The 26,321-nt window shown below is 67.7% G+C and carries 30 protein-coding genes; 5 read left to right on the plus strand and 25 right to left on the minus strand.

Features of this window, described 5'->3' with window-relative positions:
- The first annotated feature begins 22 nt into the window (after positions 1 to 22).
- Positions 23 to 757, plus strand: a complete 735-nt coding sequence (locus tag ABCN56_RS14285) for a hypothetical protein (RefSeq protein WP_343081506.1) — start codon at positions 23 to 25, stop codon at positions 755 to 757.
- 183 nt (positions 758 to 940) lie between these two features.
- On the opposite strand, the gene ABCN56_RS14290 is transcribed toward ABCN56_RS14285, so the two are convergent.
- The 7 genes from ABCN56_RS14290 to ABCN56_RS14320 all read right to left on the minus strand — a co-directional run bounded on the left by ABCN56_RS14290 (position 941) and on the right by ABCN56_RS14320 (position 7,027).
- Positions 941 to 1,198, minus strand: coding sequence for a hypothetical protein (locus ABCN56_RS14290; protein WP_343081507.1), 258 nt, complete (start codon positions 1,196 to 1,198; stop codon positions 941 to 943).
- A complete protein-coding gene (locus ABCN56_RS14295) occupies positions 1,195 to 1,869 on the minus strand; it encodes a YcbK family protein (protein WP_343081508.1) in 675 nt (224 codons plus the stop codon). The genes ABCN56_RS14290 and ABCN56_RS14295 overlap by 4 nt, the downstream gene beginning before the upstream one ends.
- A 75-nt stretch (positions 1,870 to 1,944) precedes the next feature.
- Positions 1,945 to 2,235 (minus strand): DUF6127 family protein, encoded by a 291-nt coding sequence (locus tag ABCN56_RS14300; protein ID WP_343081509.1) that lies wholly within the window; start codon positions 2,233 to 2,235, stop codon positions 1,945 to 1,947.
- A complete protein-coding gene (locus ABCN56_RS14305) occupies positions 2,232 to 3,224 on the minus strand; it encodes an FscB (RefSeq protein ID WP_343081510.1) in 993 nt (330 codons plus the stop codon). Before ABCN56_RS14305 ends, ABCN56_RS14300 begins: the two co-directional genes overlap by 4 nt.
- The gene (locus tag ABCN56_RS14310; protein WP_343081511.1) at positions 3,221 to 6,562 is read right to left on the minus strand and encodes a phage tail protein; all 3,342 of its coding nucleotides are present in this window, start codon (positions 6,560 to 6,562) and stop codon (positions 3,221 to 3,223) included. Before ABCN56_RS14310 ends, ABCN56_RS14305 begins: the two co-directional genes overlap by 4 nt.
- A 1-nt stretch (position 6,563) precedes the next feature.
- A complete protein-coding gene (locus ABCN56_RS14315; protein WP_343081512.1) occupies positions 6,564 to 6,782 on the minus strand; it encodes a hypothetical protein in 219 nt (72 codons plus the stop codon).
- Positions 6,779 to 7,027, minus strand: a complete 249-nt coding sequence (locus ABCN56_RS14320) for a hypothetical protein (protein ID WP_172321706.1) — start codon at positions 7,025 to 7,027, stop codon at positions 6,779 to 6,781. Before ABCN56_RS14320 ends, ABCN56_RS14315 begins: the two co-directional genes overlap by 4 nt.
- A gap of 191 nt (positions 7,028 to 7,218) precedes the next feature.
- On the opposite strand from ABCN56_RS14320, the gene ABCN56_RS14325 reads away from it, so the two are divergent.
- Complete coding sequence (locus tag ABCN56_RS14325) at positions 7,219 to 7,653, plus strand: hypothetical protein (RefSeq protein WP_343081513.1); 435 nt, start codon at positions 7,219 to 7,221, stop codon at positions 7,651 to 7,653.
- Between the two features lie 7 nt (positions 7,654 to 7,660).
- Here ABCN56_RS14325 and ABCN56_RS14330 read toward each other — a convergent pair whose 3' ends face one another.
- The 7 genes from ABCN56_RS14330 to ABCN56_RS14360 form a co-directional block, all read right to left on the minus strand.
- Positions 7,661 to 8,509, minus strand: a complete 849-nt coding sequence (locus ABCN56_RS14330) for a phage BR0599 family protein (RefSeq protein ID WP_343081514.1) — start codon at positions 8,507 to 8,509, stop codon at positions 7,661 to 7,663.
- Positions 8,509 to 9,633, minus strand: coding sequence for a hypothetical protein (locus ABCN56_RS14335; RefSeq protein ID WP_343081515.1), 1,125 nt, complete (start codon positions 9,631 to 9,633; stop codon positions 8,509 to 8,511). The genes ABCN56_RS14330 and ABCN56_RS14335 overlap by 1 nt, the downstream gene beginning before the upstream one ends.
- Positions 9,626 to 12,109, minus strand: a complete 2,484-nt coding sequence (locus ABCN56_RS14340; RefSeq protein WP_343081516.1) for a phage tail tape measure protein — start codon at positions 12,107 to 12,109, stop codon at positions 9,626 to 9,628. Before ABCN56_RS14340 ends, ABCN56_RS14335 begins: the two co-directional genes overlap by 8 nt.
- Entirely contained in the window at positions 12,102 to 12,230 is a 129-nt protein-coding gene (locus tag ABCN56_RS14345) for a DUF7697 family protein (RefSeq protein WP_343081517.1), read from the minus strand. Before ABCN56_RS14345 ends, ABCN56_RS14340 begins: the two co-directional genes overlap by 8 nt.
- Positions 12,231 to 12,328: 98 nt before the next feature.
- Positions 12,329 to 12,766: a hypothetical protein gene (locus tag ABCN56_RS14350; RefSeq protein ID WP_343081518.1), complete on the minus strand. Its 438-nt coding sequence runs from the start codon at positions 12,764 to 12,766 to the stop codon at positions 12,329 to 12,331.
- Complete coding sequence (locus ABCN56_RS14355; protein ID WP_343081519.1) at positions 12,766 to 13,704, minus strand: phage tail tube protein; 939 nt, start codon at positions 13,702 to 13,704, stop codon at positions 12,766 to 12,768. Before ABCN56_RS14355 ends, ABCN56_RS14350 begins: the two co-directional genes overlap by 1 nt.
- A gap of 24 nt (positions 13,705 to 13,728) precedes the next feature.
- A complete protein-coding gene (locus ABCN56_RS14360) occupies positions 13,729 to 14,148 on the minus strand; it encodes an acyl-CoA transferase (protein WP_343081520.1) in 420 nt (139 codons plus the stop codon).
- 110 nt (positions 14,149 to 14,258) lie between these two features.
- Between ABCN56_RS14360 and ABCN56_RS14365 the strand changes: the two genes are divergently transcribed.
- Positions 14,259 to 15,065, plus strand: coding sequence for a hypothetical protein (locus tag ABCN56_RS14365; RefSeq protein WP_343081521.1), 807 nt, complete (start codon positions 14,259 to 14,261; stop codon positions 15,063 to 15,065).
- On the opposite strand, the gene ABCN56_RS14370 is transcribed toward ABCN56_RS14365, so the two are convergent.
- The 8 genes from ABCN56_RS14370 to ABCN56_RS14405 form a co-directional block, all read right to left on the minus strand.
- Positions 15,056 to 15,679 (minus strand): DUF6441 family protein, encoded by a 624-nt coding sequence (locus ABCN56_RS14370; RefSeq protein WP_343081522.1) that lies wholly within the window; start codon positions 15,677 to 15,679, stop codon positions 15,056 to 15,058. The two genes, ABCN56_RS14365 and ABCN56_RS14370, sit on opposite strands and share 10 nt — an antisense overlap.
- Positions 15,676 to 15,987 (minus strand): head-tail joining protein, encoded by a 312-nt coding sequence (locus tag ABCN56_RS14375; RefSeq protein WP_343081523.1) that lies wholly within the window; start codon positions 15,985 to 15,987, stop codon positions 15,676 to 15,678. The genes ABCN56_RS14370 and ABCN56_RS14375 overlap by 4 nt, the downstream gene beginning before the upstream one ends.
- Positions 15,987 to 16,322, minus strand: a complete 336-nt coding sequence (locus tag ABCN56_RS14380) for a DUF2190 family protein (RefSeq protein ID WP_343081524.1) — start codon at positions 16,320 to 16,322, stop codon at positions 15,987 to 15,989. The genes ABCN56_RS14375 and ABCN56_RS14380 overlap by 1 nt, the downstream gene beginning before the upstream one ends.
- Positions 16,323 to 16,399: 77 nt before the next feature.
- Positions 16,400 to 18,466 (minus strand): prohead protease/major capsid protein fusion protein, encoded by a 2,067-nt coding sequence (locus tag ABCN56_RS14385; protein WP_343081525.1) that lies wholly within the window; start codon positions 18,464 to 18,466, stop codon positions 16,400 to 16,402.
- A gap of 5 nt (positions 18,467 to 18,471) precedes the next feature.
- Positions 18,472 to 20,025, minus strand: a complete 1,554-nt coding sequence (locus ABCN56_RS14390; RefSeq protein ID WP_343081526.1) for a phage portal protein — start codon at positions 20,023 to 20,025, stop codon at positions 18,472 to 18,474.
- Positions 20,025 to 20,234, minus strand: coding sequence for a phage head-tail joining protein (locus ABCN56_RS14395; protein WP_028030714.1), 210 nt, complete (start codon positions 20,232 to 20,234; stop codon positions 20,025 to 20,027). Before ABCN56_RS14395 ends, ABCN56_RS14390 begins: the two co-directional genes overlap by 1 nt.
- A gap of 2 nt (positions 20,235 to 20,236) precedes the next feature.
- Positions 20,237 to 22,243: a phage terminase large subunit family protein gene (locus tag ABCN56_RS14400; protein ID WP_343081527.1), complete on the minus strand. Its 2,007-nt coding sequence runs from the start codon at positions 22,241 to 22,243 to the stop codon at positions 20,237 to 20,239.
- Positions 22,191 to 22,787, minus strand: coding sequence for a hypothetical protein (locus ABCN56_RS14405; RefSeq protein ID WP_343081528.1), 597 nt, complete (start codon positions 22,785 to 22,787; stop codon positions 22,191 to 22,193). The genes ABCN56_RS14400 and ABCN56_RS14405 overlap by 53 nt, the downstream gene beginning before the upstream one ends.
- Positions 22,788 to 22,898: 111 nt before the next feature.
- On the opposite strand from ABCN56_RS14405, the gene ABCN56_RS14410 reads away from it, so the two are divergent.
- Complete coding sequence (locus ABCN56_RS14410) at positions 22,899 to 23,171, plus strand: hypothetical protein (protein ID WP_138579476.1); 273 nt, start codon at positions 22,899 to 22,901, stop codon at positions 23,169 to 23,171.
- Positions 23,172 to 23,266: 95 nt separating this feature from the next.
- Positions 23,267 to 23,836: a DUF3489 domain-containing protein gene (locus ABCN56_RS14415; protein WP_343081529.1), complete on the plus strand. Its 570-nt coding sequence runs from the start codon at positions 23,267 to 23,269 to the stop codon at positions 23,834 to 23,836.
- On the opposite strand, the gene ABCN56_RS14420 is transcribed toward ABCN56_RS14415, so the two are convergent.
- From ABCN56_RS14420 to ABCN56_RS14430, 3 genes are all read right to left on the minus strand, one after another.
- Complete coding sequence (locus ABCN56_RS14420; protein ID WP_425466109.1) at positions 23,818 to 24,120, minus strand: DUF7220 family protein; 303 nt, start codon at positions 24,118 to 24,120, stop codon at positions 23,818 to 23,820. The genes ABCN56_RS14415 and ABCN56_RS14420 overlap by 19 nt on opposite strands.
- Complete coding sequence (locus tag ABCN56_RS14425) at positions 24,117 to 25,445, minus strand: site-specific DNA-methyltransferase (RefSeq protein ID WP_343081530.1); 1,329 nt, start codon at positions 25,443 to 25,445, stop codon at positions 24,117 to 24,119. The genes ABCN56_RS14420 and ABCN56_RS14425 overlap by 4 nt, the downstream gene beginning before the upstream one ends.
- A 442-nt stretch (positions 25,446 to 25,887) precedes the next feature.
- A complete protein-coding gene (locus ABCN56_RS14430; RefSeq protein ID WP_036719356.1) occupies positions 25,888 to 26,316 on the minus strand; it encodes a DUF6362 family protein in 429 nt (142 codons plus the stop codon).
- Positions 26,317 to 26,321 lie beyond the last annotated feature (5 nt).

The following is a 26,321-nucleotide window of genomic DNA, read 5'->3' on the forward strand; positions in this document are numbered from 1 at the left end:
GCTTGGCGGGGCTCGTATGTGCTTGCGACTGACATACGCGGAGGCACTGCTGTGGAAGAAGAACGCGGCAAAGATCGTTGCCGATGCGAAGGCGAAGTCTGCGACCATTCCATGCGACCCGCTTTTTGCCGCGACGCCTCGACTTTCTTCGCTTGTTTCTGAAATCGACGGAATCAAGAAGCGTCACGGCTTACTGATTGAGCGCGCGCTCATTTATGCAATCAATAAGCTGCCGCATTGGCAAGCCATGAAGGAACAGATCCCAGTCGCAGGAGGCAAGGCCCATCTCGACTGCCTTGCACTCAATACCAATTCCGGCAAGCTTTTCGTTTTTGAGTGCAAACGTGGTCATGGATCATTCGATGGCGACAAAATCAGCGCAATTGACCAGCGACTGGGCAGAATAAAAGTCTCGATTGGCGCGCATGCAAGGTCCAAAGGATGGGCTCCCGTTTCTACTGAGATATTCATTCTCAGTTTCTATGGGGCCAAGTGGAATTCCGCCTATCCAATTTACGACAAGAACACCATATCTAGGTTATTCGAACCTTGCATTGGAATGTTTACACTGGAGTTCATGGATCATTTGGAGACCATGGTGGCGAGTGCGTACGGCACTGAACTGCGTGACGCAGTCGATGTTGACCGAGGACAAACCATCTTTGACATGCTGGATGAGCAGCTGGAATCCCGTGGACCGGATGTGTTGTTCACTAAAGATGGAGCCGATTTCGTGGCGGCTCAGGATCAAGACTAAAGCGCGCCCTGCGTGGATCATGGGTCATGGCAAACCCGAGCCTGCTCCCGCATCACGGCATAGTCGCCTAGCATGTCCGAAATGGCCGAGCCCTCTGGCAGCAAGGCCAGTTCCTCGGCCGCCCGCGCCTGGAATTCCCGGCCATACGCGACGACCGGCGGACATGCCCGCAATGCTCCGCCGTCAGAAACGACCGTTGTGCAGCCGGTCAGCGAGATCGCTGCGATCGCGAGGACGACGCGCCGCTGCCTCGAGCATCCGTTTTTGCGCATTATGGCTTCTCTCCGTGGTCTCGAGCTGCTCGGCCAGCCGGCCTGCGCGCTCGCCGGCTCGGCGCAGGGCCAGCAGGAACAGAAGGATCGCGAGGGCGGTGACGACATAGCGGAGCGCCGTGCGCGCCCATGCCGAGCCGGCGAGTGCGGCGAGGAGCTCGCCGATCATCTCCGTCCCCGTTTCCAGTCATCCAGCCGCGCGTAGATCGTGACTGCGATCCCGCCGAGCGCCACGGCGATGAACACCCAGCGCAGCGTGTCGAGATACGGGACCAATGGCAGAATGGCGTTCTGCGTCTCGGCCAGCATCTGCTGAGCCACCTCCACGCCGGCCGCGCCCAGCGTCGCCACTCCGGCTGCACCACCGGCCCTCATGGTCCGGCTCTCAGCCAGCACTTCACGTGCAGGAGCTGTCTCTTCCGCAAAGGGCACGGACCGCATGGGGAAGCGCTCTCCCCATTGGCGCGCAGGGCCGAGGTCGACATGCATGAAACCCGAGCGCGGGTAGAAGCCGAAACCGAGGAACCCGACCTCCCGCGCCGCTGTTTCGAACGCCACAGGGTCGTGGTTCGACATGGCGATGTCGAAGGCAGCGCCCTCCATGTGCTTCGAGCGTTTGGCGCCGCCGACGGCGCGATTGTGCTCGGGGCTGCGATAGGCGGAGCGGACGATCAGGGGCTTGCCCAGCCGGTCGCGCAGTGCCTGCAGCTTGTCGAGCGCCGGCTCGTTGATCAGCAGCTTGCCTGTGCCGCGGCAGGCGATCTCGGCAGGGCTGAAGTTCGGCCAGCGCCAGGCGCTCTCGGGCACGTCGCGCCAATGGTCGAAGAAGGTCGTGGTCATGGGGATCCTCCAGAAACGAAAAAACCCGCCTCGAGGGCGGGTCATGGCAGGTTGATGAATGGGAAGCGGCAGCGGCTATGGACTGCCGCCGAAGATCTTCAGCTTCAGCGCAATGCCCGCGAGAAGCGCGAGCATAATGCCGGTGGTGATGAGATGGACCGCCGTCTGCACTGCGGTGCGGCGGACGAAGCGGATGCAGTCGAGGAGCGAGCGGAGATCGCGGATGTCGAGGGCGGCGTCCTTGCCTTCGATCCCGGCGTCGGCCAGCGCACGCTTCGCGCCCTCTTCCGCGGCCTGGGAGAGGAAGGCTCGGAACTCTGCCTCCGACATCCTCACGTCGCCCTTGTCGGTTCGGGGCGGGGTCATGACGAGACGATCCCCGCTTCCGCCGGCAGCGTGGCTGCGGTCCAGGGGCTGCTGTCGGCGGGGTTCAGGTCCCAGCTCGAATAGACCGGCGACGGCAGGTCCGCCGAGGGCGTGCCGGGCGTCGCGTCGTAGTCAACCCCGCCCATGCGCAGGAAGCCCGCGATCCCGGTCGGGCCTGCGGTGCCGAGCTGGGCCAGCTGCTTGACGTGCACGCCCGCGATGGTCGTGGCCCCGGCAGCGGTCGGCCCCGCGAGGGAGAACGACAGCCGCTGACCCGCGATGTCGCTCGCGGCCCGCGTGGCGATGTCGCCGTCCTTGATCGCATCGATCCCTCCCGAGAAGGCGTCGTAGGTCCCGACCAGATCCGGGGTGCGGCGCACGAAGCGCCGGCCGATGGTCGAGACACCGTCGAGCACGGCGATATGGGCGTAGTACCAGATCGCGGTGGCATAGTAGTCGAAGAGCTGGAGATTGCGCCACACGCAGCGGACTGGCCGGCCCTTGCCGCCAGTGTTGGCGGCCGTGGCGCTGCTGTGGAGCACGCCGTCGACATGGAACTCGATGGTGATGTCGGCGCCGACGGCAATCTTCACGTCGATCCAGTAGGCCTGGTTCGTGGCGGCGACAAAGGATGATGCCCCGTCGACGCTGGTGTCGCCGACGGCCATCGCCCGGTACTTCTCGTCGTCCCGTTCGGTCCTCACGAGGCCGATCTGCCGGTTTGCGGAGTCGTAGAACTCGAGGAAGATTCCGTCCTGAGCGATGACATGGGCGTTGATCGACGGCGCCCGGTAGCGGAACCCGATCCAGACATCACCCGTCGGTTCCGCCCATGTCGCGGTGAAGGGCACCGAGGAACCGTTGTTCGCGGTGATCTTGATCGCGTTGACGTCATAGGCCGGATCGAACCCCGCCGCGTCCGTGCTGATCAGCCCGGTCACCCCGGAGAGGTCCGTGACCTGGTGGCCGAGATGGAGGATATGCGTCATGGGATCACCTCGATATAGAGTGCGCTGTCGGTGGCGGTGAGACGTGCGTCGCCGCCCTGTTCGTGGAAGAGATCGGCCCGCGCCACGCTCAGCCGGGCATCGGCCCCAAAGCCGATCCAGAGCGCGACGTCGGCCACGGTCAGCTGGACCGCATCGCCGAGGCCGACGAAGACGACCGTCTCGGGCACAGTCAGCCGGGCCTCCGCCCCGAACTCGGTCCAGAGGCTGGCTTCGGCGACCTTGATGCCGTCGGGCATGAAGAGCCGGACCCCTCGCGCCTGCCAGGCCTCGTAGGTCGCGCTTCCCGCGACACGCCGCGCCTGCACTCGCACCTCGAAATGCTTCGTGCCCGTCGGCGCCGAAAGGATCGGCACATCCTCCTTCGTGAGCGTGAAGCTGTTGGTGCTGCCCACATCAATGATGGCCGCGGGTGGTTCGACGACAACATCCGAGTCCGGATCGACCCAGCGGATCTCGAGGACGTAGGTGACACCCGGTTCGGGCCCGATGTCGCCTGCGTCATAGGCGTCGATGGCGACGCTCGTCTGCAGGAGCCGGTCGCGATGGGCCCATGTCAGGAGCACCGGCCCGAGGTTCAGGACGTTCGGGTTCACGACCGAAACGCCGTTGCCGCGGAGGTCGCCCGGCGGCAGAGGCCGGATCGCGCGCGAGGCCAGCGTGACCTCGTCCTCCGGCGCCTGGCTGAGCGGCAGCGTCCCGAACCCCGTCTCCGGCAGCATGCGGACCGCGACCGTCTCTCCCGTCGCGAAGCGCGCCTCGCTCGCGTTGGCCAAGAGCTGCCAGCAGATCACCGGCGTGCCCGCGGGATGGACCTTTGGCACGGTGTCGAGACAGCCCCGTCCGACCGTCAGGGTCGTGGCACTCACCCCGTCGATCCGGACGAGTTCGTCCCCGATCGCGGCGAGCGTTCCGATCGTGACGTCCGTGAGCCCCGTCCAGCTGCCGACCGGCAGCACCCGCTCGGCCGGATCGTCTGAAACATCCGCAGTCAGGAGCGCCGTCGGCACGAACTCGACGCCCGCCTCGAGCGCGTAGCCGGCGCCGCTGTCGGTCCAGACCTGCACCGAGAGCGCATCGGCCGAGGGGCGCTCGCCGGCAGCAACGAGCGCGCCCGCGTCCGGATCCTCGTCGAGCAGTGCGTCGGCCTGCGCGTGACCCAGCTCCTGGACGAGGAGCCAGTATGGCGCTTCCGTCACCCAGCGGCGCGCGAGCGGCTTCGGCGGCAGGATGAGCCGCCCGGGATCGCCGGTCTCGCCGCCAACGAGAGCCGTCTCACCGAGACCGAAGACGTCCTCCGCGATGCGAAGCCGGACGCCGTTCGCGCGCCCGTCGCCGTGGTCGATCTCGACGATGCGGACCGCGACGCCCTCGAGACCGCGGCGCGGGCTCGCGAGCCGGATCACGTCGCCCGGATCGAGATCGGCGCCCACCCGGGTGACAGTGATCTCGCCCGACAGGATCGGCACCGAGAGGGCGCGCAGATCGCGCTCGGCCACGCGGACGGCGAGCGACTCGTAGCGGATCCCCGGATAGTCGACCGTCGCGCTGACGACCTGGCCGAGGTCCTGGACGAGCGCGGTGTCGGTGACGCTGACCGATCCGGTCTGGTCCGTCCTTGCGTCCGAGAACTTCACGGTGACCGAGTTCACCAGATCGGCGGCCTCGCGGCGCCCAAGCTCGCCCCAGTCAACGACGTTGGTCTCGTCGAAGATCGGCAGCGTCTCTAGATCGTAGTCGGCCCGGATGAGCTTCAGTTCCCAGCGGCCCGAGCGGCGGTCGACATAGAGGTAGGCGTCGATGTGCTTCAGCACGTCGGCGATGAAGTCCTCGATCGTCGATTCCTGCTGCCAAAGGAGTGAGAGCCCGAAACCTTCGGCAAAGAGCACATCGGCGGCTGTGGCGAAGCTCGGGCCGATATCGGTGAAGCCATGCCCGAGGCCCCAGTCGCGGTTCGTCAGGCATTCGCGGATGATATGGGCCGGGTTCATGTCCGGGCCCTCGCCGAAGGCCGCACGGAGCGAGGCGACGAGCACGTCGGGATCGCCCGCGGGCACGACCGGCACGCCGTCGACGGGCGTGTTGTCGATCTGGCTGGTGGCGCTCGTGTCCGAGAGCGCGATGTTGAAGGCGAAGACGTCGACCTCCGAGAGGCCCGCGAGCGTCGCCTTGGCGGCCTCGAGGCTTCCAGCCGGGCTCGGCTCGCCGTCGGTCACGAAGATCAGGATCCGCCGCTTGCCGCCAGCACCATTGAAGAAGGCGCCTGCCTGGCTCACCGCCGCCCCGAAATCCGTGCCCCCGCTCACCGTGGTCGGCAGCGCGTCGACCCAGTCCTTGAGCTCGCCATAGGCCGCGGCATCGGCGTTGCGGCGCAGGATGGTGCCCGAGACGGTCGAGTTCCAGGTGACGACCTGGATGTCGTTCGGCTCGAGGGCGTTCGCGCCGATCTCGGCAATTAGGCGCGAGACGGCCGTCCGCTGGGCGGCCATACGGCTGCCGGACATGGAGCCCGAGGTGTCCATGGCGATGTAGATCGCAGCGTCCCCGATCCGGACCTCGGGCACGATCTGCGCCTTCTCGGGATACCACTGCGCGTTACCGTCCTCGGCGCGCAGGATGCGGGTCAGCCGGACGGCCCATGGCTTCAGATAGGGATTGAGGCCGAGATAGACCTGCCGCAAGATGAGCGAGCAGATGCCGCGATAGCCCGGCACGTTCGACCCCGTCTGTGCGGCGAGATAGTCGTTCTGGCCCTGCGTGGTCCCGCCCATCAGGACGTCGATGTCGCCGACGATGCCGCCCTCGCGGCTCTCGCCGCCGAAGAGGTTCGGCTTGTTGATCCGGATCCGACCGCCTGCGGCCCCTCCGCTGAGGCTCGGCAGGCTCGCGGCGTCGGTGACGGTGACGGACTGCCCAGCGAAGGCAGTGGCGGCGGGCTCGACAAGCCAGGTCGTGGTGCCGGTCCCGCCATCGTAGCTCACGGCTTGTACGGTGACCGTGCGGGTCGTGTTGTCAGTGCCGAGCTTCAGGTCGTAGCTCGCGCCGAGGCGGATCCCGGCGAGCGTGCCCGGGACGGTCACCTCGGCCACGCTGTCGCCGACACCCGCGGCGGTGGCGGACATGGCCGCGACGGTGCCGTAGCTTGCGAGCGCGCCGACGCCGGTGCCCGCGGCGCTACTCTGGCCGGTGCCGATCGACCAGGCGGTGCGGTCGTCGACCCGGATCTCGCGGATCGCATCGACGGGCCCGTGGCAGAGCGCGAGATGCGCCCCGAGGGAATACTTGTAGCCGACCGTCTGGGACTTGGAGCGACCGCCCATGTCAGGCCTCGATCTCGGTCCGAGCGGCGCGCTTCTCGGCCTCGGCGATCACGCGCAGCGCCAGCGCGTCGCCGGTGGCGGCCAGCACCTCGGCGTGCAATCCTTCGGCGAGGAAAGCCTGCCAGTCGAGCCCGTGGCGGCGGAACCAGGGACGCGCCCCCTGGAAGCAGAGCCGGGCCGCGCGGATGTCCTCGGCGCGGACGATGAGGGTCTCGCTCACTTCTTGCCCCCCTTCTTGCGGATCGGGTCGACCTTGAGATCCCCGGCCCAGACGACGTTCGGGCCGCGCAGCAGCACGGTGCCGAAGACGACCGGGATCGGTCGGCCTTCCTCGGCGGTCGGAAGGTCGAAATCGTCGAGCCCCGCCGCCTTCGGCGCCTCGGTCTTCGGCTTCGGGGAAAGCGCATAGCTGATCGCCGTCAGCACGAGGCTGGCGACGATCTGGACAACGAAGTTCCAGACCATGGGCGGTGTTCTCGAGGATGGTGGCGGTCGCGCCGGCGCGCGCGGTGGTTTTGGTTCTGGGCCGTGACCGATCCGGGTCACATTCTGGGCAGGAAGCCCGGCTACGGGATAACGAAGTCAGTCCAGGATTGCGTCAGGGCGTCCGTTCCTTTCGCGCGAGTTGGCGTCGACACGACACGTTGAGAAGTTGCATGCTTGAGATTGACCACACGCTGTCGGGCCAACAGCCGACATTCCTCGGCCTTCCTCTGAACATGGACTGGCGAAAGGGCCACAGTCAGGACTTGCCGCGCTGCGCCGGCGTCTACGTTGAAGTGCTCTGGCCCGTGCGAGGCATCCGCATCGGTCAATCGAAGAACATCCTCAGCCGACACAGGGGTGCGCTACAGTGGTATCGCGCGATGAAGGACGGGACTGACCGCAACATCAACCGTCGGGGCATTCTCCCGGACTATGCGCGCCAGTATGGCGCAGACGGACTCGAGGCCTTCGTCATCTCTTCCGATCCTGCATTGGCCGACGACCTGCTTCGCAAGCGGTTGGAAGCTCATCTTCACGAATGGGCCAGGACCCAAACGGCCTGGCGGAACTTCAACACGGAAAACACCTCCCGTTATCTCGGCTGAGCTGCCCTCAGACGATGCTGGTGCCGCCGAAGGGATTGCGGCCGGGGATGTCGGGAAAACCCCCGAAGTTCAGGAGATTGCCGAACTTGGCGGCGCAGGTGTCACGGCGGAGATCGCAGCCGGGTGCCATGTCGATGAGGGCGACCGTCTCCGAATCGTCGATGGCGGCCTCGAGCTCGGGCATGCGTCCCGCGAGCGTCAGCCTGTCCCCGACATGGCCAGTGATGAAGCCGAGAAGCCCCGCGTGGCGCAGGACGCCGCCGCGGAACCAGCCGTCCGGCAGGAGCGCGGCCTCGGCGACGGTGATCTCGAGGCCTGAGCGCGTGGTCGCGGTGCCGCCCACGAAGAATGTCTCGATATCGAGGCGGCAGCCGCGGGAATAGAGCGCGTGGCGGCAGAGCCGCTGGTACTTCGCCCGCACGCCCTCGCGCCGCATCGAGGTGAAGAGCGATTCCGCCCGGAGCGTGATCCGCCGCCCCTCGACGCGCGCCGAGACGATGCGGCCCTTCCAGTGCGCGACCACCTCGTCCGGGACCTGTTCGTGGCCGCGGAAGATGGTGAGGGTCGTCACCGAGCGGCCGCGGGGCCCAAGATACCGGCGGGCGAAGGGATCGGAGAGCGGGAAGGTCACCGAGAGATCCACCCGGCGCGGATCGCTGCTCTGGACGACGGAGCCGTGGCTCAAGGCCGAGGTTTCCCAGACCAGATCCTCGGTCTCGTCGCCGATGACGCCCGCAGACGAGGTCCAGGCGCTCGCGCGGCTGGTGAAGCGCCAGGCGCTGCCCCCTTCCGCGAAGAGATAGAGGAAATACGGCCGCCCCTCGGCGGTCGATGTCTCGGCAAGATCGTAGGTCATTAGGGCGTCTCGATCAGCGGCAAGCCCAGTTCGGTCCGGTTCGGCCCGTGCGTGAGTTCGATCCGGTCGGCATCCGAACGGACCTTCATCAACAGATGGATCGGCGTGCCGAGGGCGATGCTCTTGCCGGGGGCGGCGATCGAGAGCCGGATCCCGAGCGCGTCCCAGGCGGCGGCTGTGATCTCGCGGAAGATCGGCCCGGTCGGGTGGTCGATCATCAGGTGTCGTCCGATCCAGATGGAGGGATCAGCGAGCGGCGCGACGACGATGGACGCCGCGCCAGTCGTGACGGCTGCCTGCAGCACCAGTTCCCGACCCCAGGTCGGCAGCCAGAAGGCGCACTGGCGCCCGCGCAGGGAGAGCAGCCAGCGCCGCCGGGTCAGCCGCGCCGGCCCACGGTCGATCAGCGTGATGGTCGATCGGCGCTGGACGTGGGTGAGGACGGGCTCGAGCACGATGGGCCCGAAGCCGTTGTCGATGGCTTCCACGGTCTGGCCAAGCGTCTCTGCGAGCGGCTGGCGCAGGACGGCCGGATCGGTCAGCACGTCGAGCCCCTGGTGCTGGGGATAAGGACTGGCAGCAGCGCTGCCGTCGCCGAGCCGGAGCGTGAAGCTCGCAGTGACCGTCCCGAGGCCCTGACGGCGGCGGTCGATCTCGACGGGCCGCGCGAAAAAGGCACTGCCGACCGGGGCCACGATGGCGTGCGCGAGACTGACGCCCGCCGACGCAGCAAGCTCCAGCCGGTCGGGCAGCACGGCAGCAATCTCGACCGGATGCGCCCTGCCACCATCGGCAGCGATGATGGCCTGCGCCGCCCCATCGAAAGCGCCGTCGGTCGTGTCGACGAAGACCGTCAGGTCAGCCGCATCGATCTGTGCCGTCGCCGGCCGCGCCAGATGCCAGAGCGGCAGGATCCAGTCGTCGAGCGGTCCGTCCCGGCCGAGTTCGGTGGCTTCAGCAAGCCCTGCGGCATCGAGAAGATGCGAGAGGGTCAGTGTGGACCTTGGGCCAATGCGGAGCGCGATGCGCTGTTCGGCGGCCTCGGTCACCAGGACGTCGGTCGACCACTCGAGCACTTCCGTGATCGGCGTCTGCGCCGCGAAGGGCCAGAGCCACTCAGGCATCGAGACCTCCCCGGTTGCGACGGATCACGTTGACGATGAGCCGCTCGCCCGCAGGCGTCGCGAGATAGTCCCCGACGATCGACGGATCCAGAACGTTGACGATGCGGGTCGCAGGCTGGGGCGCCGGACCACCGCTAGTCGTCTCGACACCGAGCCGCCCGCCCGGACCACGGCGCAGGGGCAGGATCGCCTCAGGTCCAGCCTCGCCCATGAGACCGATCCCCCGCGCGAAGGGAAAGACTGTCGGCCGATTGACCACGCCGCCGCGGGCGAAGGCCGTGATCTCGCCGGCCTGAGCGAAAGCCCCGCCCCTTGCAAAGCCACCGATGCCGAAGAGCCCGCCGATGGCGCTGCCGATCCAGCCGAAAAGACCACCACCGCCGCCGGTGCCCGCGCCGGAGAAGGCACGGAAGAGCGCGTCCTCGATCGGCTTGAAGGCCTGGTCGATGAGGCGGTTCGCAAGATTGCGTGCGATCCCCGCCACGGCGCCCGCGAAGGTCTGCCAACTGAGCTCGCCCGACTTCAGCGCCTCCTTGATCGGGCCGGTGATGTCTTCTGCCAGTCCCTTCGCGATCTCCTGCGTCCGTTCCACGGCAGCGCGGGCCGCATCCCAGGATTGGCGCGCGACATCGGCCGCCGTCTGCATGGCGCCGCCCGTGCGCCCTGCCGCCTCGGCGGTCTCGTCGAGCGCGGCGGCCGGTCCCGCTCCGTCCTCACCGGACAGCGCGGCGTTGAAGCGCCCGGCAGCGACCGTCGCACCATCGAGCGCCGTCTCGGCCTCCGTGCCGGTGCTGCTGACGGCGGCGCGCAGGGCATCGAGTGCGGCAAGCGGCTGAAGCGCGCCGTCGGCCAGCGTGGCGGCCGTCTGACGCCAAGCCTCGGCCGAGGCCGCGGCGTCGGTGGCGGCCGCCGTCAGTCCGAGATCGGGAACGGCGAGTGGGTTGTCAGAGAAGGCCGAGGCGAAGGCATCGCGTGCGGCCGTGGCGGCTTGCGTTGCGGCGCCGGCGAAGCGGTTCTCGAGGCGGCCGAGATCGAGCTCGGCGATGACCCCGATCCGGCGCTCGACGCCGAGCGCTTCCAGCCCGGCATTCACGCCCTCGATGAAACCGTTGATCCGGGTGACGACGCCATTCAGCATCGCCTCGACGCCCTCGATCAGGCTGTTCGCGGCCTGGAACGCGAGATCGCCAATGGCGGCGGGAAGCAGACCCCAGACGGCCCTGATCGCCTCGAACGCGCCCTCAAAGCTGTTCACGGCGGCATTCGCGAAGCCGACCACGGCCTCGAGCGCGCCCTGCATGGCAGACGCCGCGGAGGCCTGGATGTCGGCGAAGGCTGCCCTGGCCGAGGCCCCGACGCTCGCGGCACCCATGCCGATCCGGTCCCAGACCTCGCTGGCGAGATCGCCAAGGAGTGCCATCGCATTCCCGAACCCGCCCGCGCCCGAGACGAGGCGGGTGAACTGGTAGATCAGTTCGCCCGCACCGACGATGAGCGCGCCGATGCCGGTCCGGATCACCGCGCCGCGCAGGACGACCAGCGCCGTCGCAAGACCGCGCACCGAGAGTGCAGCAGCGGCAAGACCCGCGACCCAGCGGCCGGCCAGGAAGGCCGCGAATGTCGCCGCATAGGTCGCCATCCGAGCGATGTTGTCGAAGAGCCCACGGATGGCGTTGCCCAGAGGGCCGGTGCGGCTGGCGAGCACCGCCATTGCGTCCGCGACCGCTTCGAGCGCCGGTGCTGCAGCAACGGCCAGCTGGTTCGAAAGCCCGCGCCAGATGAGGCCGAGGCGCGAGATTGCGTCGTTCGTCCGCTCGATCTGGTCCGCGTCCTGCTCGGAGACGACGACACCGAAGTCAAGCACGTCCTCGGTCGCCTGGCGGAGCGTCGCAGTGTCGATGCGCGACATGGCGATGGAGCCTTCCTCGCCGAAAAGCTGACCCGCTACGGCCGCGCGTTCGGCGGCGGGCACGAATTTCTCGATGGCGGCGTTTATGGCGCCAACCCGCTGGTCCAGCGGCAGCGCGATCAGGTCGGTGGCGGAAAGCCCCAGCCGGTCCAGAGCGTCGGCGGCGGGGCCGGTTCCGGCGGCCGCCTGGCTGAGCCGGCGCGTCAGATCCTTCGTCGCCTGCTCGATGCCGGACATCGACACGCCCGCCAGCTCGCCCGCGCGCTCCAGCGTCTGGATAGAAGCAACGGTGGTGCCGAGCGACTGCGCGAGCTTGGCCTGCGCATCGACGGTCTGCAGGCCGGAGCGGATCATCGCCACGCCAGCAGCGGCGGCTGCGGCTATGGCGGCTGCGGCGGCCACGCGGACCCGCCGAGAGAAGGCCGCGAGCCTTGCGTTCGCCGCTTCCATTTCCCGGCTGAGCCGTCCGAAGCCTCGGGCACCGGCTTCGCCGACGCCTTCCAGTTCGGCGCGCACCTGCCGACCGCCGACCGCCGAAAGGCGGACGCTGACGCGTTTTTCAGCCATTGGGGCGTTCCATCTGTTCGTTGAGTTTGGCCACCATCACCGCCTCGATGACGGGCAGCAGTTCAGCCATGGCGAGCGCCGGCACGCCGAGCGCGTCACCGAGCGCCAGCGCAGCCGACATGTCCCAGCCGACCACCGCGCCGGGCAGAACCCGGAGTTGGCCGCCGAGGCGGCCGACCAGGTCCCAGACCTGCCAACCCTCATGGGTCAGCGGTCGGTTTAGCCGCGCCGGGCAGTCTTCGCACGCCGTTTGGCAGGCGTCGCAGTATCGGTCGCCCCCGCTGAAGGACCATTCGGCGAGAGCGCGGAGGCGTTTTTTTCCTGTTCCAGCAGCAGACCCTTGGAGACGTAGGTCAGCTGGAAGGCTTCGAAGATCGGCCAGACATCGAGGAGCGCGTCGATGGCCTCGGGGCTCGGGTCGATCGCATTGCCGTCCGCATCTCCAATGCCCTCCCAGGCGAGCACCGCGCGTCGGGCCAGCGCCTTGGCGAAGGCGACGGCGCGTTCCTCGTCGGAAGCCTCCTCGGGCACCTCCTCGACGGCGGGATCGCTGCGCGTCGCCACCATCAGCGCGGTGGTCAGCGGGCGGAGTTGCACCCGGACGCCGGGCGCGAGGTCATGCCAGCGGGGCGCATTGGTCAGGTCGAGCGTCAGCATCAGAAGGTCTCCACATCGTTCACGAGGGTGGCGGTGCACATCCGCCCGACCACGCTGTCGCGGGCGGCCTGCCAGTCGAAGGTGGCCTGCACGCCCTGCGGCCCGGAAATCTCGATGCGCGGGCGCGGCAGGTAGACGGCGTGCACGGTGAAGGTGAAGCTTTCACCCGAGGGCAAGACGTAGGCGAACTCGAGCTCGCAGGGATCGCCGTTGATCGCCTGCGTCACCAGCGTGCTGTCGGCGAACCGAACTTCGATGGATCCCGTCAACGCGGCGATGGACGGGTCCGCGCCATCGATGCGGCCGTCAGAACGAATGGTTTCGATCCGGTCGAGGTTGTTGGCATAGGTGATGTCGGCGGAGACCACGTTGCCGAGGGCCGAGCCGTTCCGCGTGATCGACCCGTTGAAATGACCGAAGCGCTTAAGCTCCAGCGCGGCAGGCGTCCCGGCGCTGGTGGTCGTACCCACCGTCTCGCCCTGCGCCACCAGTCGCGCCGTGGCCGTAAGCAGCCCGGATCGCTGCATCTGCCAGGTGATCTGGTCGAGCACGCAGCCGGAATACATGGCGTAGCGCGGCAACTCCGGCATACCGGTCTCGATGGAAAGGCTCGGCAGCGTCCAGGCGCCCGACTGGAATTCGTGCGTCCAAGGGCCGGTGCCCGTGGTCGTCGGTGCGCCGAAGGCCGCTTTCAGCCAGAAACCGAAGGCCTCGGCGTCAAGCGGCACGACGACATCGCCGTCCGCCGTGACAGCGTCCTTGATCGGCGCCAGCGGGTCGCGGCCGTAGCCGAGAAGCTCGGAGTTCAGGAGCGGCTGCTCCGCGCCGAGCGACGTGCTGGCGAAGGGCATTCGGGTGAAGCCGCTGGCGGGCGGCAGGCCATACGTGGTCTCGAACGCAAGCGCCATCTGCGCCCGCGCCCCCTGGGCTCGTGCCATAGTGTTCTCCTGTTGTCGGTGGGATCAGCCGAGCGGGTCGGCCGTGGAATAGTGCAGCACCACCGGGATCACGGCGGCCTTCAGGCTCGCCGCGCCCTCGACTGGCAGATCGACCGCCCTCGGCGCTTCCGCCTCAACCCAGTCGCAGAGCCCGCCCAGCGTGCGGTCGGCGGCGAGCGCCGAGCCGATGCTGGCGGTCAGCGTGTCGAAGGCAGCGTCACGGTCGGTGCCCTGCACGACCGCCTCGATCTCGGCCCGATGCTGGTAGTGGTACCGCAGGGGTGACAGCGTTACCTCCGGTTCGCCCGGCTCGCCGTCGCGCAGGATCAGCAGCCCCTCGGCCGGAACGCGCTCGGGCAGCACCTCGCCGCGCAGGGCCGTGGCGGGCAGCGCCGAAATCCGCGCGTGCAGCGCGGCGAGGATGTTTTCACGAGGGCTGGGCATATCTACTGTACGGACCTAACGTTCACCGTGCGACGCGGGCGCTTTGGGCTTTCTGTATCGATGGCGCCGCGTCTATCATTTCACGACGATTTCGTTGTGCGGAGTGCGAGATGGCGGTCGCTAGGACTGTTCGGCAGGCAAAGCTCGGGAAGCACGCTCTGCGTCTTGCCGAGAAAGATGGGAAATTCTATGGCCTTTCTGACGGTAAGATTTGTGCGGAGGGCGATGATCCCGATCGCGTGTGGCAACAACTACACGATGAGGCAGGTAAGTCTGATCCGCGGTATTTCGGGTATGCAGGAGCCAAGAGCCGCTTTCTGAAGTTCTTTCCCAATGGCTTTCACTCAGACGGATACGCAAGTCAGGAGCGCGATTACAAGGTCGCTGCTAAGCGAAAGTTGGACGAGGCTGCGCCGCTCGAAAAGGCATTGATCGGCTCAGGTTATGGGGAGGCGGTTCTCTCTGTCTATCGAGCCACCAACATGCTCTCACCATTTGAGAAGACCAGGCTGCAGGATGCTCTCCGAGGGCCTGATGCCGACAAGATAGTCCAGTCGATAGCTGGATTCACCAAGGACGCAAACAAGAACACGCTTGCTCGCCTTGAGGCAGCGCTCAAGCCATATGACTCGGCGAAATGGACAGTTGCGACCTATCTTCCCTACCTTTGGCAACCTGAGCGGCACATGTTCTTGAAGCCCGAGGTGTCCAAAGACTACGCCGCCCGGGTCGGACATCCGTTCGCGTCAATTTACGAGGCTGGGCTCAAGTTTGAAGTGTATTCAAGCCTCCTCGACCTCGTCGATAGAACAAGCGAAGTCCTGAGTGAGTTGCGGCCTAGAGACAGGATCGACATCCAAAGCTTCATATGGGTCGTGGGCGCATACCTGGAGAACCGCGACGACGTTTATAATTGAACCCAGTTCGCGACGATCAGCCCCGGCACGCGGTCCAACGCCCGTTCTGCATCCCGCGCCAGGTCCAGCCGCTTCGGCAGTTTGACCTGCGGAACCAGCAGGAAGATCGGCGCGGTGACCTTGCCGCGCCCGGTCTTCGAGCGCGACACCACCGCCTGGCCCTTCGTGTTCAGCCGTCCCTCTGCCACCAGCAGGCTGGGTCCCGTCCGGCGATAGACGAAGCGCAGGCGCAGACCGCGTCGCCGTTCCCATTCACCGGGGGTGATCCTGCCGCCGCGCAGGGACTTGCCCGCCGCGGGCAGCGGGATCGCCAGCCAGAACCCGTTCTTTGAGCGGATCAGCGGGCCGGTGTCGTGCGCGCCGATGATGACCGGGGCCTTGGACCAGACCAGTGCCGCGGCGTCGAGGCTTTCGCCCGACCTCGGGAAGTTCTGGCTCCGGATCGAATTGGCGAGCCGTGTGCCGAGCCCCGCGCCGGTGATCTGCAATCGCCAAGCCGACTTCAAGCCGGTACCGGCCTCGCGCATCGCGGCGGTCACAGCGCGTTCGCCCGCCGTGACCTCGGCCGCCATCATCGCGACGATGTCGGGATCGATGTCGAGCTTCAGTTTCACACAGGCCTCAGATCCACGGTCCAAACGAGCCGCTCGCGGTCGCGGACAGGCTCGCCCTGGATGAGGAAGGCATCCCCGTCGATCTCGATGCGGTCGCCGGGACGCGGGTTCGCCACCTCTGTTACGCGCAGGTCGATCCGGGTTGTTTCCGACCAGAGCCGGGCATCGCCGAAGTCGGTAACCGCGTCCGCATGCCGGACAACGGCACGCACAAGCATGGGCGCGCCGCCGTCGGCGATATAGACCGCGTCCCGGCCGACGTTCGGATCGGCGAAGAGCGCGCCCACGGCGGCGGCGAAGGCGCTCATCAGAAGGTTGCGTTCAGGCGGACCCGGCCGATGGTGTCGCCCGCGCCGCTGGCCACGGCCTCGGTTGCCACACCGATGAGGGTGTTGTCGGTGGCGACCGTGGTGCAGCGCTTGTTGGTGTCGTCCCAATAGACCTTCGCGCCGACGGTCCAGGCCTGTGAGCCGACCTTGGTGATGTCGAACACGCCGAGGAGCGCGGTCTCGACGGGCTCGCCGACTGCGGCATCCCCGGCGGCAATGCCGAAGATAGAGCCGACGAGCAGGCCATCGCCGGAGGCGACGGCATAGGGCGCGGTCAGGGTGATTGTGTTGCCGGGCTGGACGTAGGTTTTCATGATGGGGATCCTCGTGGAAAGACGAAGGACGGCCCATGAGGACCGCCCGAGTGTCAGGCTTCAGCTTGGGGTGCAGGTTACGCGCCCGGGTTCTTGTAGAGACCGCGCCAGTCGATGGCCTTGGCGCCGAAGTCGAGGCGGCACTTGATCTCGACGCCGTCGACGTCGAAGCCGTTGCGCGTCTCGATGTAGGCGCCCTGCTGGCCCTCGAGATAGGCGTACTCGATGGTGTCGATCTGGTTCGGACTGGCCGCCAGATACCAGGCGGTCTCGCTGGCGGCGTCGAGGCGCGGCTCGCTGATCGGCGCCAGCGTGCGGATAGACTGCGGCACGACGCTGGACGTCGCGGCGGGCACCAGGTTCTGGGCGACCAGCTGCTCGGCCTTCAGTTCGAGCGAGGCGGGAACGATCAGGAAGGCGGGCCGGACGTTCAGCACCGTCTTCTTGTCGAGACCGGTCTGCTTGGCCATCGCAGCCCGCGCAGCGCCCACGCTGCTCACGTCGAGCGCCGCGCCGGTGCCCGCGAGGTTCTTGTGCGTGGTGTGGAACAGCGCGTTGCCGTCGGCCATGGCCGGGTTGGCGGTGATGATGCCCCAGACCACATCACTCTCCAGCTGGGCGATGGAGTTGCCGTACATCGCCGGGATCCGGGTGAAGGCATCCAGATCGTCGTTGATCAGTGTCTGGCGGGTGATCGCGACCACCCGGCCATAGGTCTTGACCTTGTAGCTCTCCTTGCTCTCGCCCAGCGTGCCGCGCTTGAACTCGCCGCTCTCGTCCACTTCCAGAAGCTGCGGCGCTTCGCCGAGCTGCACCCGGTGCATCGCCTTGAAGTCGGTGGCGAGCACCTGGCGGCAGAACAGCATGAAGGTGCGGGGATAGGCCTCGTAGGCCTGGCGCAGGGTCTTGTTGGTGACGGCCGACAGGATCTCGGGGAAGTCCGAGGTCGAGTGCAGCGCGCGCGTCGCCACCTCGTCACGCGACAGGCCACGGGTGTTGACCCCGGCATTGCCGAGGCTTTCGCGGGCGAGCTCCAGCAGGGTCATGCCGCGATACTGGCGCGCCGCGTCTTCCAGCTGGAACAGCGTCGGGCTGTAGCGGTGCAGCAGTGCATTCGCCACCGCATCGCGGCGGGTGATGCGCTCGTCCCGGCCGCCCAGCGGGACGGAGACATGGGGGAAGGTCCGGGTCTCGTCCGACTTGGCAGCGACCTGGTCGAGGATCAGGCGGCGGGACTCGTCGACGCTGACGCCGCGCTTGACCAGATCCTCGGCGAAGCCGCGATCGAGGTTCAGCCGCCCTGCCAGATCGTAGATGGTGGAGACGCGGTCGCGCTCGGCCTCGCGTGCGCGGGTGGCGACCGCTTCGGTGTCGGGCGCCGCCGGGGCATCGGTATTCTGAAGCTTCGGCTGGGTGCGGGTTTCGACTGCGGCGACCTTCGGTTCGGGCGCAGCCGCTTTCGGCTCGGTCATGGGGGTGTCCTCGGTTTCGACCGGCTCGGTCGGCTGGGTGGTGGCGGGGGTTGCGGCCTCGCGCGCCGGGGCTTCGGTCTTGTCCGTCATCGGGATCGGTCCTTTCGTGGTGGAAGGGGCGTCCCGGCGGTGGAGGACGCAGTCGTGAAGGGGATGCTGGGAGCGGAAGCCCGCGGCGGGATCGGCGCCGACCGCGACGGCGGAGACCTCGAAAGGGGTCCAGTCCACCGCGCGCCAAAGCTCGCGGGCGGCCTCCGGCTTCGAGACCTCGAAGCGGTGGACCTGGTAGCCGATCGAGACCGCCCGGATGTGCCCGGCCTGGATGTCGCGCCAGATCGGTTCGACATCGGCGCGCTCGCTGATACGCACCAGCGCGATGCCGCGCCCGTTCTCGATCCGCGCCGACCCCGGCACGACCGAGCCGATCACCGCGTCGAGCGTGTCGAGCTCGTGCACCTTCAGGAACGGCGCGCCCGCGTTCAGCCGGTCGAGCCGGACATGGGCGGGATCAAGGCTCAGTTCCTCGTCATAGGGCTCGCCGAAGAAGGTGGCGCGGCGGACGCGCGCGCCTGCCGACCAGACCACCTCGACGGTGCGGCTGTCGGCATCGGCCGTGTTCGGCGCAAGCTCCGCCGACCGGCGCATGGCCGGCATTTCGATCATCGTGTCCATGAAGGTCAGTCCTGTTGGTCGGCCTGCGCCGTATCGGTTTCCGCGTCGGTGGAGGGGTCGTCGGCAGGTTCGTTAGCATCCGGATCGGTGGCTGGATCGCTGGTCTGCGCGCTGCCGGTCTTGGTCACGCGGCGCGGATCGCTGTCGAGCACCAGCCCCAGCGCGTCGAGCTTGGCGTTGGTGGCGGCGATCTCGGCCAGCACCGCATCGGGGTTGCGGCCCTGCCGGGCGATCACCTCGGCCAACGTCATGGTACCCGAGCGGATCGACAGCAGGTTCGCCATCGCATCTTTCTGCGGATCGACCGCCTCGAACTTCGGCGGCGACCATTCGACCGGCACGATGGGCGACGGGATCTGCCCCGCCGCCCAAGCGGCCTCGGTGAACCACCGCCAAACCGGGGCGCATAACATCGGGATGAACAGTTGCCATTGGACGGCGTCGATCTGGCGACGGAATTCCACGAGCCCCGCCCGGATCGAGGAATAGTTGACCTGGCTGAGATCGCCGGTCAGCAGCTCGTAAGGCACCCGGAACCCGGCCGCGATTGTGTGCAGGCTCGCGCGCTTGTATTCGCCGTAACCACCGGTGGCCGACGGCTGGTTGAACCGGATGTCCTTGCCGCCGCGGGCATAGGCGATCAGCCCCGGCTCGAACTGCTCGACCCGGTTGCCATCGGCATCGACCACCGAGGGCGCGATGCCCTGCTGCGCCTCGTCATCTCCGAAGACGATGGCGGTGACGCAGGCCTCAGTCTTCTTGCGGACCAATTCCGCCACCTCGTAATCGTCGAGATCGCGCAAGCTGCGGATCACCGGCGCGCCCCAGGGGACGCCACGCGCCTGCGTGCGCTGCTTCTCGTAGACATGGGCGATTTCGGTCGCGGGGACCGGGCGGCTCTGCAAGCCGTTCTGCAAGGCGCCATAGGCGTCGCCGGGATGTTCGGCGTGGAGCCAGTAGGCCCGTCGCTTGCCGACCGGGTCGAACTCGATCCCCTGCACAAGACGGCCCGCGCCAAGGGCGCCGGATTTCGTGGCGTCGAGGAAGTCGGCTTCCAGAACCTGCAATTGCAGCGGCACCGGAAGGCCATCGCTCGCCCGCCGCAAACGGCGGCGCACCAGAACCTCGCCCGCTTCGACCATCTCGCGGCAGATCAGCGTCTGCAGACCGTAGAAGTCGAGCTGGCCGTCGGCATCGCACTCCGCCGTCCAGCGCTCGAAGAGGGCGTCGACCTTCCGGTCGAGCGTGTCGTCGCCGCTGGCGGCGCGGGGCATGATGCCCGCGCCGATGATGTTGTTCACCAGCACCGCGACGGCCTTGGCCGCATGCGGGTTGTTCCGCACGAGATCTCGCATCCGGTCGCGCAGCAGCGCCCCGGCGACGCCGATCTCGGTGTCGGCCGAGGATCCCGGCGCGCGCCACCCTTCCGTCCGCCGCCCGCGCGCGGCCCCGTCATAGCCCCGCGTCAGGGTCTCGAAAGCCTGCCGCGCCATCACGCGGCGGGCCGCCATGCGCGGCGCCACCGTGGCGATGGCGTGATCAAACCAGTTCGCCGACATCACCGGTCCCCGCGCGAGAAGCCAGCGAGCCCGGCCACCGGCAGCGGTCGGGTGGTGCCCGCGATGGCGCGCTCGATGGTCCGGATACGGGCGAGCAGATCTTCCGCCGAGCCGTAGTCTACCGATTTGCCGTCATAGCTGACGCGGGTGGTGCCGCTGGCGTAGGCGCGGCGCAGCGCCGAGAGTTCGGTTTCCGTCCAGTCGGTCATGTTCAGAACCATCCTCCGCGCCCCCCGAGCCAGTCGGAGCGGCGCTTGCCCTGCGGGGCCTGTCCCGGCCGGTTGATCTGCCCGGCGGGATCGCTGTCGGTGGAAGCCGCCCCGAGCTGATCCTCGAGGTCGCGCCATTTCGCCTCAGACCATCGGTCCGCGCCCGCGATCCAGGCGGCGGCGCGGGCATAGACCCGGCAGTCCAGCGCCTCGTTTCGCTCGCGCAGCTTCTGCCATTCCAGCCGGGCGAAGCCGCGCTTCGTGCGCACCGTCACCAGTTGCTCGGCGACGAACTGCTTCAGCCATTCGTTTTCGACCCAATGCGGCAGATGCACCGAGCCGGGCGGGAACGCCGCCCCGTCAGCCATCTCCTCATCGGTCGGGCGCGCCAGCCGCAGGAAGCGGTAGGTTTCGGCCTTGAAGGTCGATACCGCCACGGTCCAGAGCCGCGCCCCGCGCCGGAGGCGTTTGCCGCCCTCGGTTGCGTCGACGAAGGTCGGCCCCGACACCGGGCTCGAGCGGTTGAAGCCCTCGACGCCCTTCACCGGCGACACCTGCGCGAACCCCTGCGCCCGCGACCAGGCATAGACCGCCGGGGCCTCGTAGCCGGTGTCGATGGCGAGCCTTGCGATACGCAGATGCGCGCCGCGTTCATGCGGCCAGGACCGGTCGAGCAGCGCGGTCAGCTCCGACCATGCGTCGTGCCGATCCGGCCCGCCTTCGATCACGACGTGATCGACGAGCCAAGACTCAAGTCCGCGGCCCCAGGCCCAGACGTCGACCTCGATGCGGTCCTTCTGAACGTCGGCCCCGGCCGTCAGGAACAGCCCGCCCGCAGGCACCGTGCCGGATGTCCAGCGCTCTCGGCGGTCGTAGAGCCGCTGCCAGTCGGGCGCTTCGCCGGTTTCGACCCATGTCTCGCCGAGGATCGTGTTGCGGAACGCCTTGATCGCCTCGTCAGACCCCTGCGCCGCGTCCCATGCCCGCACGATCCGCTCCCAGCTCAACCAGCCGATCGGCGAGTAGAGCGCCGAGAGGTGATACCCGACCGTGGTCGGATCGGCGGCCGTGGCGGTCGCCCGCCATTCGCCACCCTCCAGCATGGCCGTCTTGTGGTGCTCCGCGATTGCCGCGTCGCAGCCCTCGCAGTGATATTCCGCCGTCTCCGGGCGGCCTTTCTGCCAGCGCAGGCGGTCGAACTTCAGCCATTGCATCGCGCCGCAATGCGGGCACGGCACGAAGAACCGGCGCTGGTCGCTCGCCTCGTATTCGCGCTCGATCCGGCTCAGGCCCCGGATCGTCGGCGTCGAGACCAGGAACACCTTGCGCCGATGGGCGAAGGTCAGCGACCGCGCCTCGGCCAATGTCACCGGGTCGCCTTCCTCGTCAGCGGACGCTGGATAGGCGTCGACCTCGTCGAGGAAGATGTAGCGTGCCGGGGTCGAGCGTAGCCCCACCGCGGAGTTGGCACCCGTCATGATCAGGATGCCGCCCGCGAACTCCTTCGACAGCATGGTGTTGCCCGCATCGCGCGAGCGCGCGGGCTTCACCCGCTCCCGCAGTTCCGAGCTTTCGTCGATCAGTGGGTCGATCCGCTGGCGCGAGTTGCGCTTGGCCAGTTCCACCGTCGGCTGGACGGCCAGCATCGGCCCCGGCGCCTGGTGGATCGCGAACCCGATCCAGTTGTTACCGGCCTCTGTCGCGCCGACCTGCGCCGCCTTCATGAACACGATCCGCTGCGAGGGATCGCCGGGCGACAGCCGGTCCATGATCTCGCGCATATAGGGCGTGCGCACCGTGCGATATCGCCCCGGTTCGGCCGAGGCGCGGCCGGAGAGCATCCGGTGCCGGTCCGCCCATTCCGAAACGGTCAGGTCCGGGTCGGGCCGCAGCCCGTTGCCCCAGGCGCGCAGGATCTCTCCCGCGCCGTCGAAGTCCGTCAGGCCATCGCCGCTCTCACCGGAAGTCGGGCCGGACCTCGGCGAGTTCGTCGAGGTGGGCGCGTACATGTTTCTCCAGGACCTTCTGCATCGCGGCTGGCTCCACGGCGATCTGCTGGCCCGTCGCGTCGCTGGACGAGGCCGAGAGCTCTGCCGCCATCAGCGCCGCCGCACGCGCGGGCCAGGTCACCCATGCGTCCCGTTCCTCCCGCGCCAGCCGAAAAACCAGCGCCAGCGCGCGCGCCCGCTCGATCAACTCCCCCTTCAGCTTCTGGAGCCGGATGCGCCGCTCCTGCGCCTTCAGCACCTCATTCGCCGTCTTGGCCTGCAGAAACGTCGTGCCGCCGCCAACCGCCGGGACCGCCAGCCCCTGCTCGCGCAGCGTGTCGCCGACAGCGGCCACTGCGGCCTCGGGAACGGGCTTCAGCTTCGGCGCTGGCGGCTTGCGGGTCTTGGAGGGGTCGGTCGTCTCGGCACGCCTGGCGTCGCTGGCGGCCACGTTGATGCTGCCGTCGGGATAAAGGACCAGCCGTTCGGCCGTCTTCGCCTTCTGGATTGCGCCCCGCGACAGCCCGACATGGGCGGCGTACTGGCGCTCGCTCATGCCCTGCATCGACAGCTCCGATTATCGTTCAAGATCATGTGCTTATCGAGTTGATAAGCCTCCGAGACAGAGCGAACGTCCATCCCACAAGGACGATGCAACTCACCCGGAGCCACCACGATGACCAGCCGACTGAACCCGATCACCACCCCGCGCCACGAACTCCGCGCCGAGAAGGCCCGGCGGAACAAGGAAGCAGCACTCGCTGCCTTCATCGGCAAGAAAGCCGAGATAGACGAGATGCTCGCCCGCCTGCAGGCACTCAGCGACGACCATTTCAACTGCGCCCCCGACGAGGCGGGCTGGGCGATGGTCGGCACCCTCGAGCACTACGCCAGCCTCCTGAAGCGCATCACCGACAGCGCCTTCGGCGAGGGCGAACACGCCCGCTGATCTCCGGCCCAGCCAGAACTCCTGCCGCGCGCCCTGCGCGGCTCGGGGTCGTAGAAGGCGCCGCATGACGCGGGCCCGAATACGGAGACGACCCCATGACCAAGCTTTCCGATACACAAGCCATCATCCTCAGCGCCGCCGCCCAGCGGCCCGAGCACATCGCCCTGCCGCTGCCCGAGAGCCTGCGCGGCGGCGCCGCCGCCAAGGTGGTCGGCGCGATGCTCGCCAAGGGCTTCCTCGAAGAGGTCGACGCGGACATGCGCAATGGCGAACCCGTCTGGCGCGAGACCGGCGATGGCCACGGCGTCACGCTGGTCGCCACCGAAGCGGGCCTCACCGCCATCGGCATCGAGACCGAGGACGCGAACGCCGCGCCTGCGGGCGCGACGGACGCGCCGACCGAGCAGTCCGCGCCGGACACTCCCACCGAACCGAAGGCCGCGCCCAAGGCGCGCACGCCGCGCGAGGGCACCAAGCAGGCCACGCTGATCGCCATGCTGCGCGCGCCGGACGGCGCGACCATCGAGGAGATCATGGCCGCGACGGGCTGGCAGTCGCACACGGTGCGCGGCGCGATGGCAGGGGCGCTGAAGAAGAAACTCGGGCTCGAAGTGACCTCGGAGAAGGTCCAGGGACGCGGACGGGTCTATCGTATCGAGCGCTGATTGCGATCCGCCACACTACTAAAGTCCCGTCTATAAGGAAGCCGCCGCCGTATGAGCGGCGGCTCCGTCGCTCTGATCCGGATGGCCTCAAAAAACCGCCGCAGCACAAAAGACCGCACGACGCTCACCAGAGTGAAAACCGCGCCCATCTTCAGGTTCTGCTCCAGCGTCGTGTGCAGGCCGAAAACTGGAAAGACCATTATCTGCGTGACGACCGCGACGCTGTAGCCGACAGCTACGTTGGCGATCGCTTCGACCAGTGACATAGCTCGGCTCTGCTTCATGCGGCCGCTTCCTCGTCGGTTGCGGATTGGCTAAGCCGCTCGACTTTCACCTCGGCGAAGCTACGACCGTCGCCATCGAGTATCGCCTCATGTCCCGTCTCGGCCTGCCAGCGTTCGACGGCGACATCGACATATGCCGGACTGATTTCCATCGCGAAGACACGGCGGCCGTTCACCTCGCCCGCCATGATCTGCGAGCCGGACCCCGAGAACGGCTCGTAGCAGAGCCCGCCCCGCGCCACATGCTGCCGCATGGGGATGCCGAAGGCGTCCAGCGGCTTCGGCGTCGGGTGGTCCGGGCGCTCGTCCTTCGCGAAGGATGGCATCTCCCACGTCGAGGGCAGCGTCTGCTCGGCCACCTTCGGCGGACGGTTCGGACGGCGCCAGCCCATGAAGCAGGGCTCGTGTTTCCAGAGGTAGTGCGAGCGGGTCAGGACGCCCCGGTCCTTCACCCAGATGATCTGCTGATGGACGAAGGCGCCCGCCTTTTCCCAGCAGGTTTCCAGCATCGCCTGGCGGCGTGAGGCGTGCCAGCAGTACCAGGCGGCGTCCTCGGCGATGGCCTCGGCCACGGCGGCGGCGATGAAGCCGTCGTAAAGTTCCGCGCCCTGCGAACTGTCGTCCCAGGTCGTGCCGTAGGACGCCGACCAGTCCTTGTTGCGGGTCGGATGGTTCGAGCCGTCGTAGTCCACGAGATACGGTGGGTCGGTCGCGAACAGGATCGCCCGCTCGCCATTCATCAGACGGCGCACGTCGGCAGCGCTGGTGCTGTCGCCGCACAGCAGGCGGTGATCGCCAAGGATCCACAGATCGCCGGTGCGCGACGCAGGATTGCGCGGCGGTTCGGGGATGGTCACCGGCGGCACGGAGCCCCCGGCGCCACCTTCTTCACCGTCGTCTTCCGCGACGTAGGCCAGCAGCTTGTCGAGTTCGCCATCGGAAAACCCAACCAACGACAGGTCGAAGTCCTCGGCCAGAAGGTCGTTCAGTTCCGCCGACAGCAGCGCCTCGTCCCACGTGCCGAGTTCCGTCAGCTTGTTGTCCGCGATGCGGTAGGCCCGGCGCTGCGCTTCGGTCAGATGCCCGAGCACGATGACCGGCGCCTCGGTTAGCCCGAGCTGCGTCGCGGCCAGCACGCGCCCGTGTCCCGCGATCAGCTCGCCGTCCTCGCCGACGAGACACGGCACGGTCCAGCCGAACTCGGCCATGCTGGCGGCGATCTTCGCGACCTGGTCTGCGCCATGGGCCTTCGCGTTCTTCGCGTAGGGCTGGAGGCGGGACAGCGGCCAGGTCTCGATCGCGTCCGGGGCGAAGCTCAGCGTCATCGTGGGCAAGGTTCCTCGGTCGGGTGGATGCCGGTGGCTTCCGGACTCCGGATGCCGGGCCGGACTCCACACGGGGTCCAGCGGCCACCAGCGGTGTCCAGTCGGAAGGCCAGCATTCATTGGTTCTTGCGCGGGGCGCGGGTGGCGCCGACTTCGGGTGGCTTCCCAAAAATCCGGCCCTGTCGCTGGCGATGTCCCGCGCTTCGCCCGCCAGCATACGAATGTTGCGGAGAAGGAACCGCGAACTCGGCCGAGGGGCGCGCAGGCAGCTGACGGCGACCTGCAAGGAAAGGATCAGCGACTTTCCTTTTCTAACGGACCCCGCCAACGAAAGGATGGTTTCGTTCGGGACCGCGCCGCGCGCGCCTCTCCCGAGCATATCCAGTTTCTAGCCCGGGAGAGGCGTTTTTGTCTGCGCGAAAACCCTCTACACGAGACTTTCCTACAGGCTGCGCGCCAGCTTGATGATCTCGAGGATCGGCAGTTTCCGGTTGAAGGGCTGCCTGTTGAGGTTGAGTGCGATCAGCGACAGCCCGTAGCGCCAGTGCTGATGCGCAGCGGCGTGGCAGAGACCGACGTGCCAGCAGATGTTCTTCCACCGCTCGTCATGGGCCTTCATCCAGACGATCTTGCCGTCGATGGGCTCGAGGCAGTTCGTCCAGGTCAGCGTCTCTTCCATGCGCGCGATGTCCCGCGGCGAAGGCGAGACGCGCATGGGCTTCGGCTCCTGGCCCACCTTGTCGGCGAAGCCGTGGACGATCTCCGGCCATGTGCTGAAGTATCCGTTGCGCCGGGGCTCCGGCAGACGGCGCAGGATCATCCCGGCCTCGGAGAGCCGCGCCTCCACGTCGGCTGGTGTCCAATGGGTCATTTCCT

The organism is Ostreiculturibacter nitratireducens, assembly GCF_032670585.1.
Lineage (GTDB): Bacteria > Pseudomonadota > Alphaproteobacteria > Rhodobacterales > Rhodobacteraceae > Ostreiculturibacter > Ostreiculturibacter nitratireducens.

Bases quoted from the DNA above. Each gene is read 5' to 3' on its own strand.
- ABCN56_RS14290 (WP_343081507.1), bottom strand. From the start codon at position 1,198: ATGATCGGCGAGCTCCTCGCCGCACTCGCCGGCTCGGCATGGGCGCGC.
- ABCN56_RS14295 (WP_343081508.1), bottom strand. From the start codon at position 1,869: ATGACCACGACCTTCTTCGACCATTGGCGCGACGTGCCCGAGAGCGCC.
- ABCN56_RS14300 (WP_343081509.1), bottom strand. From the start codon at position 2,235: ATGACCCCGCCCCGAACCGACAAGGGCGACGTGAGGATGTCGGAGGCA.
- ABCN56_RS14305 (WP_343081510.1), bottom strand. From the start codon at position 3,224: ATGACGCATATCCTCCATCTCGGCCACCAGGTCACGGACCTCTCCGGG.
- ABCN56_RS14310 (WP_343081511.1), bottom strand. From the start codon at position 6,562: ATGGGCGGTCGCTCCAAGTCCCAGACGGTCGGCTACAAGTATTCCCTC.
- ABCN56_RS14320 (WP_172321706.1), bottom strand. From the start codon at position 7,027: ATGGTCTGGAACTTCGTTGTCCAGATCGTCGCCAGCCTCGTGCTGACG.
- ABCN56_RS14325 (WP_343081513.1), top strand. From the start codon at position 7,219: ATGCTTGAGATTGACCACACGCTGTCGGGCCAACAGCCGACATTCCTC.
- ABCN56_RS14330 (WP_343081514.1), bottom strand. From the start codon at position 8,509: ATGACCTACGATCTTGCCGAGACATCGACCGCCGAGGGGCGGCCGTAT.
- ABCN56_RS14335 (WP_343081515.1), bottom strand. From the start codon at position 9,633: ATGCCTGAGTGGCTCTGGCCCTTCGCGGCGCAGACGCCGATCACGGAA.
- ABCN56_RS14340 (WP_343081516.1), bottom strand. From the start codon at position 12,109: ATGGCTGAAAAACGCGTCAGCGTCCGCCTTTCGGCGGTCGGCGGTCGG.
- ABCN56_RS14345 (WP_343081517.1), bottom strand. From the start codon at position 12,230: ATGTCGGCTGCGCTGGCGCTCGGTGACGCGCTCGGCGTGCCGGCGCTC.
- ABCN56_RS14350 (WP_343081518.1), bottom strand. From the start codon at position 12,766: ATGCTGACGCTCGACCTGACCAATGCGCCCCGCTGGCATGACCTCGCG.
- ABCN56_RS14355 (WP_343081519.1), bottom strand. From the start codon at position 13,704: ATGGCACGAGCCCAGGGGGCGCGGGCGCAGATGGCGCTTGCGTTCGAG.
- ABCN56_RS14360 (WP_343081520.1), bottom strand. From the start codon at position 14,148: ATGCCCAGCCCTCGTGAAAACATCCTCGCCGCGCTGCACGCGCGGATT.
- ABCN56_RS14365 (WP_343081521.1), top strand. From the start codon at position 14,259: ATGGCGGTCGCTAGGACTGTTCGGCAGGCAAAGCTCGGGAAGCACGCT.
- ABCN56_RS14375 (WP_343081523.1), bottom strand. From the start codon at position 15,987: ATGAGCGCCTTCGCCGCCGCCGTGGGCGCGCTCTTCGCCGATCCGAAC.
- ABCN56_RS14380 (WP_343081524.1), bottom strand. From the start codon at position 16,322: ATGAAAACCTACGTCCAGCCCGGCAACACAATCACCCTGACCGCGCCC.
- ABCN56_RS14385 (WP_343081525.1), bottom strand. From the start codon at position 18,466: ATGGACACGATGATCGAAATGCCGGCCATGCGCCGGTCGGCGGAGCTT.
- ABCN56_RS14390 (WP_343081526.1), bottom strand. From the start codon at position 20,025: ATGTCGGCGAACTGGTTTGATCACGCCATCGCCACGGTGGCGCCGCGC.
- ABCN56_RS14395 (WP_028030714.1), bottom strand. From the start codon at position 20,234: ATGACCGACTGGACGGAAACCGAACTCTCGGCGCTGCGCCGCGCCTAC.
- ABCN56_RS14400 (WP_343081527.1), bottom strand. From the start codon at position 22,243: ATGTACGCGCCCACCTCGACGAACTCGCCGAGGTCCGGCCCGACTTCC.
- ABCN56_RS14405 (WP_343081528.1), bottom strand. From the start codon at position 22,787: ATGCAGGGCATGAGCGAGCGCCAGTACGCCGCCCATGTCGGGCTGTCG.
- ABCN56_RS14410 (WP_138579476.1), top strand. From the start codon at position 22,899: ATGACCAGCCGACTGAACCCGATCACCACCCCGCGCCACGAACTCCGC.
- ABCN56_RS14415 (WP_343081529.1), top strand. From the start codon at position 23,267: ATGACCAAGCTTTCCGATACACAAGCCATCATCCTCAGCGCCGCCGCC.
- ABCN56_RS14420 (WP_425466109.1), bottom strand. From the start codon at position 24,120: ATGAAGCAGAGCCGAGCTATGTCACTGGTCGAAGCGATCGCCAACGTA.
- ABCN56_RS14425 (WP_343081530.1), bottom strand. From the start codon at position 25,445: ATGACGCTGAGCTTCGCCCCGGACGCGATCGAGACCTGGCCGCTGTCC.
- ABCN56_RS14430 (WP_036719356.1), bottom strand. From the start codon at position 26,316: ATGACCCATTGGACACCAGCCGACGTGGAGGCGCGGCTCTCCGAGGCC.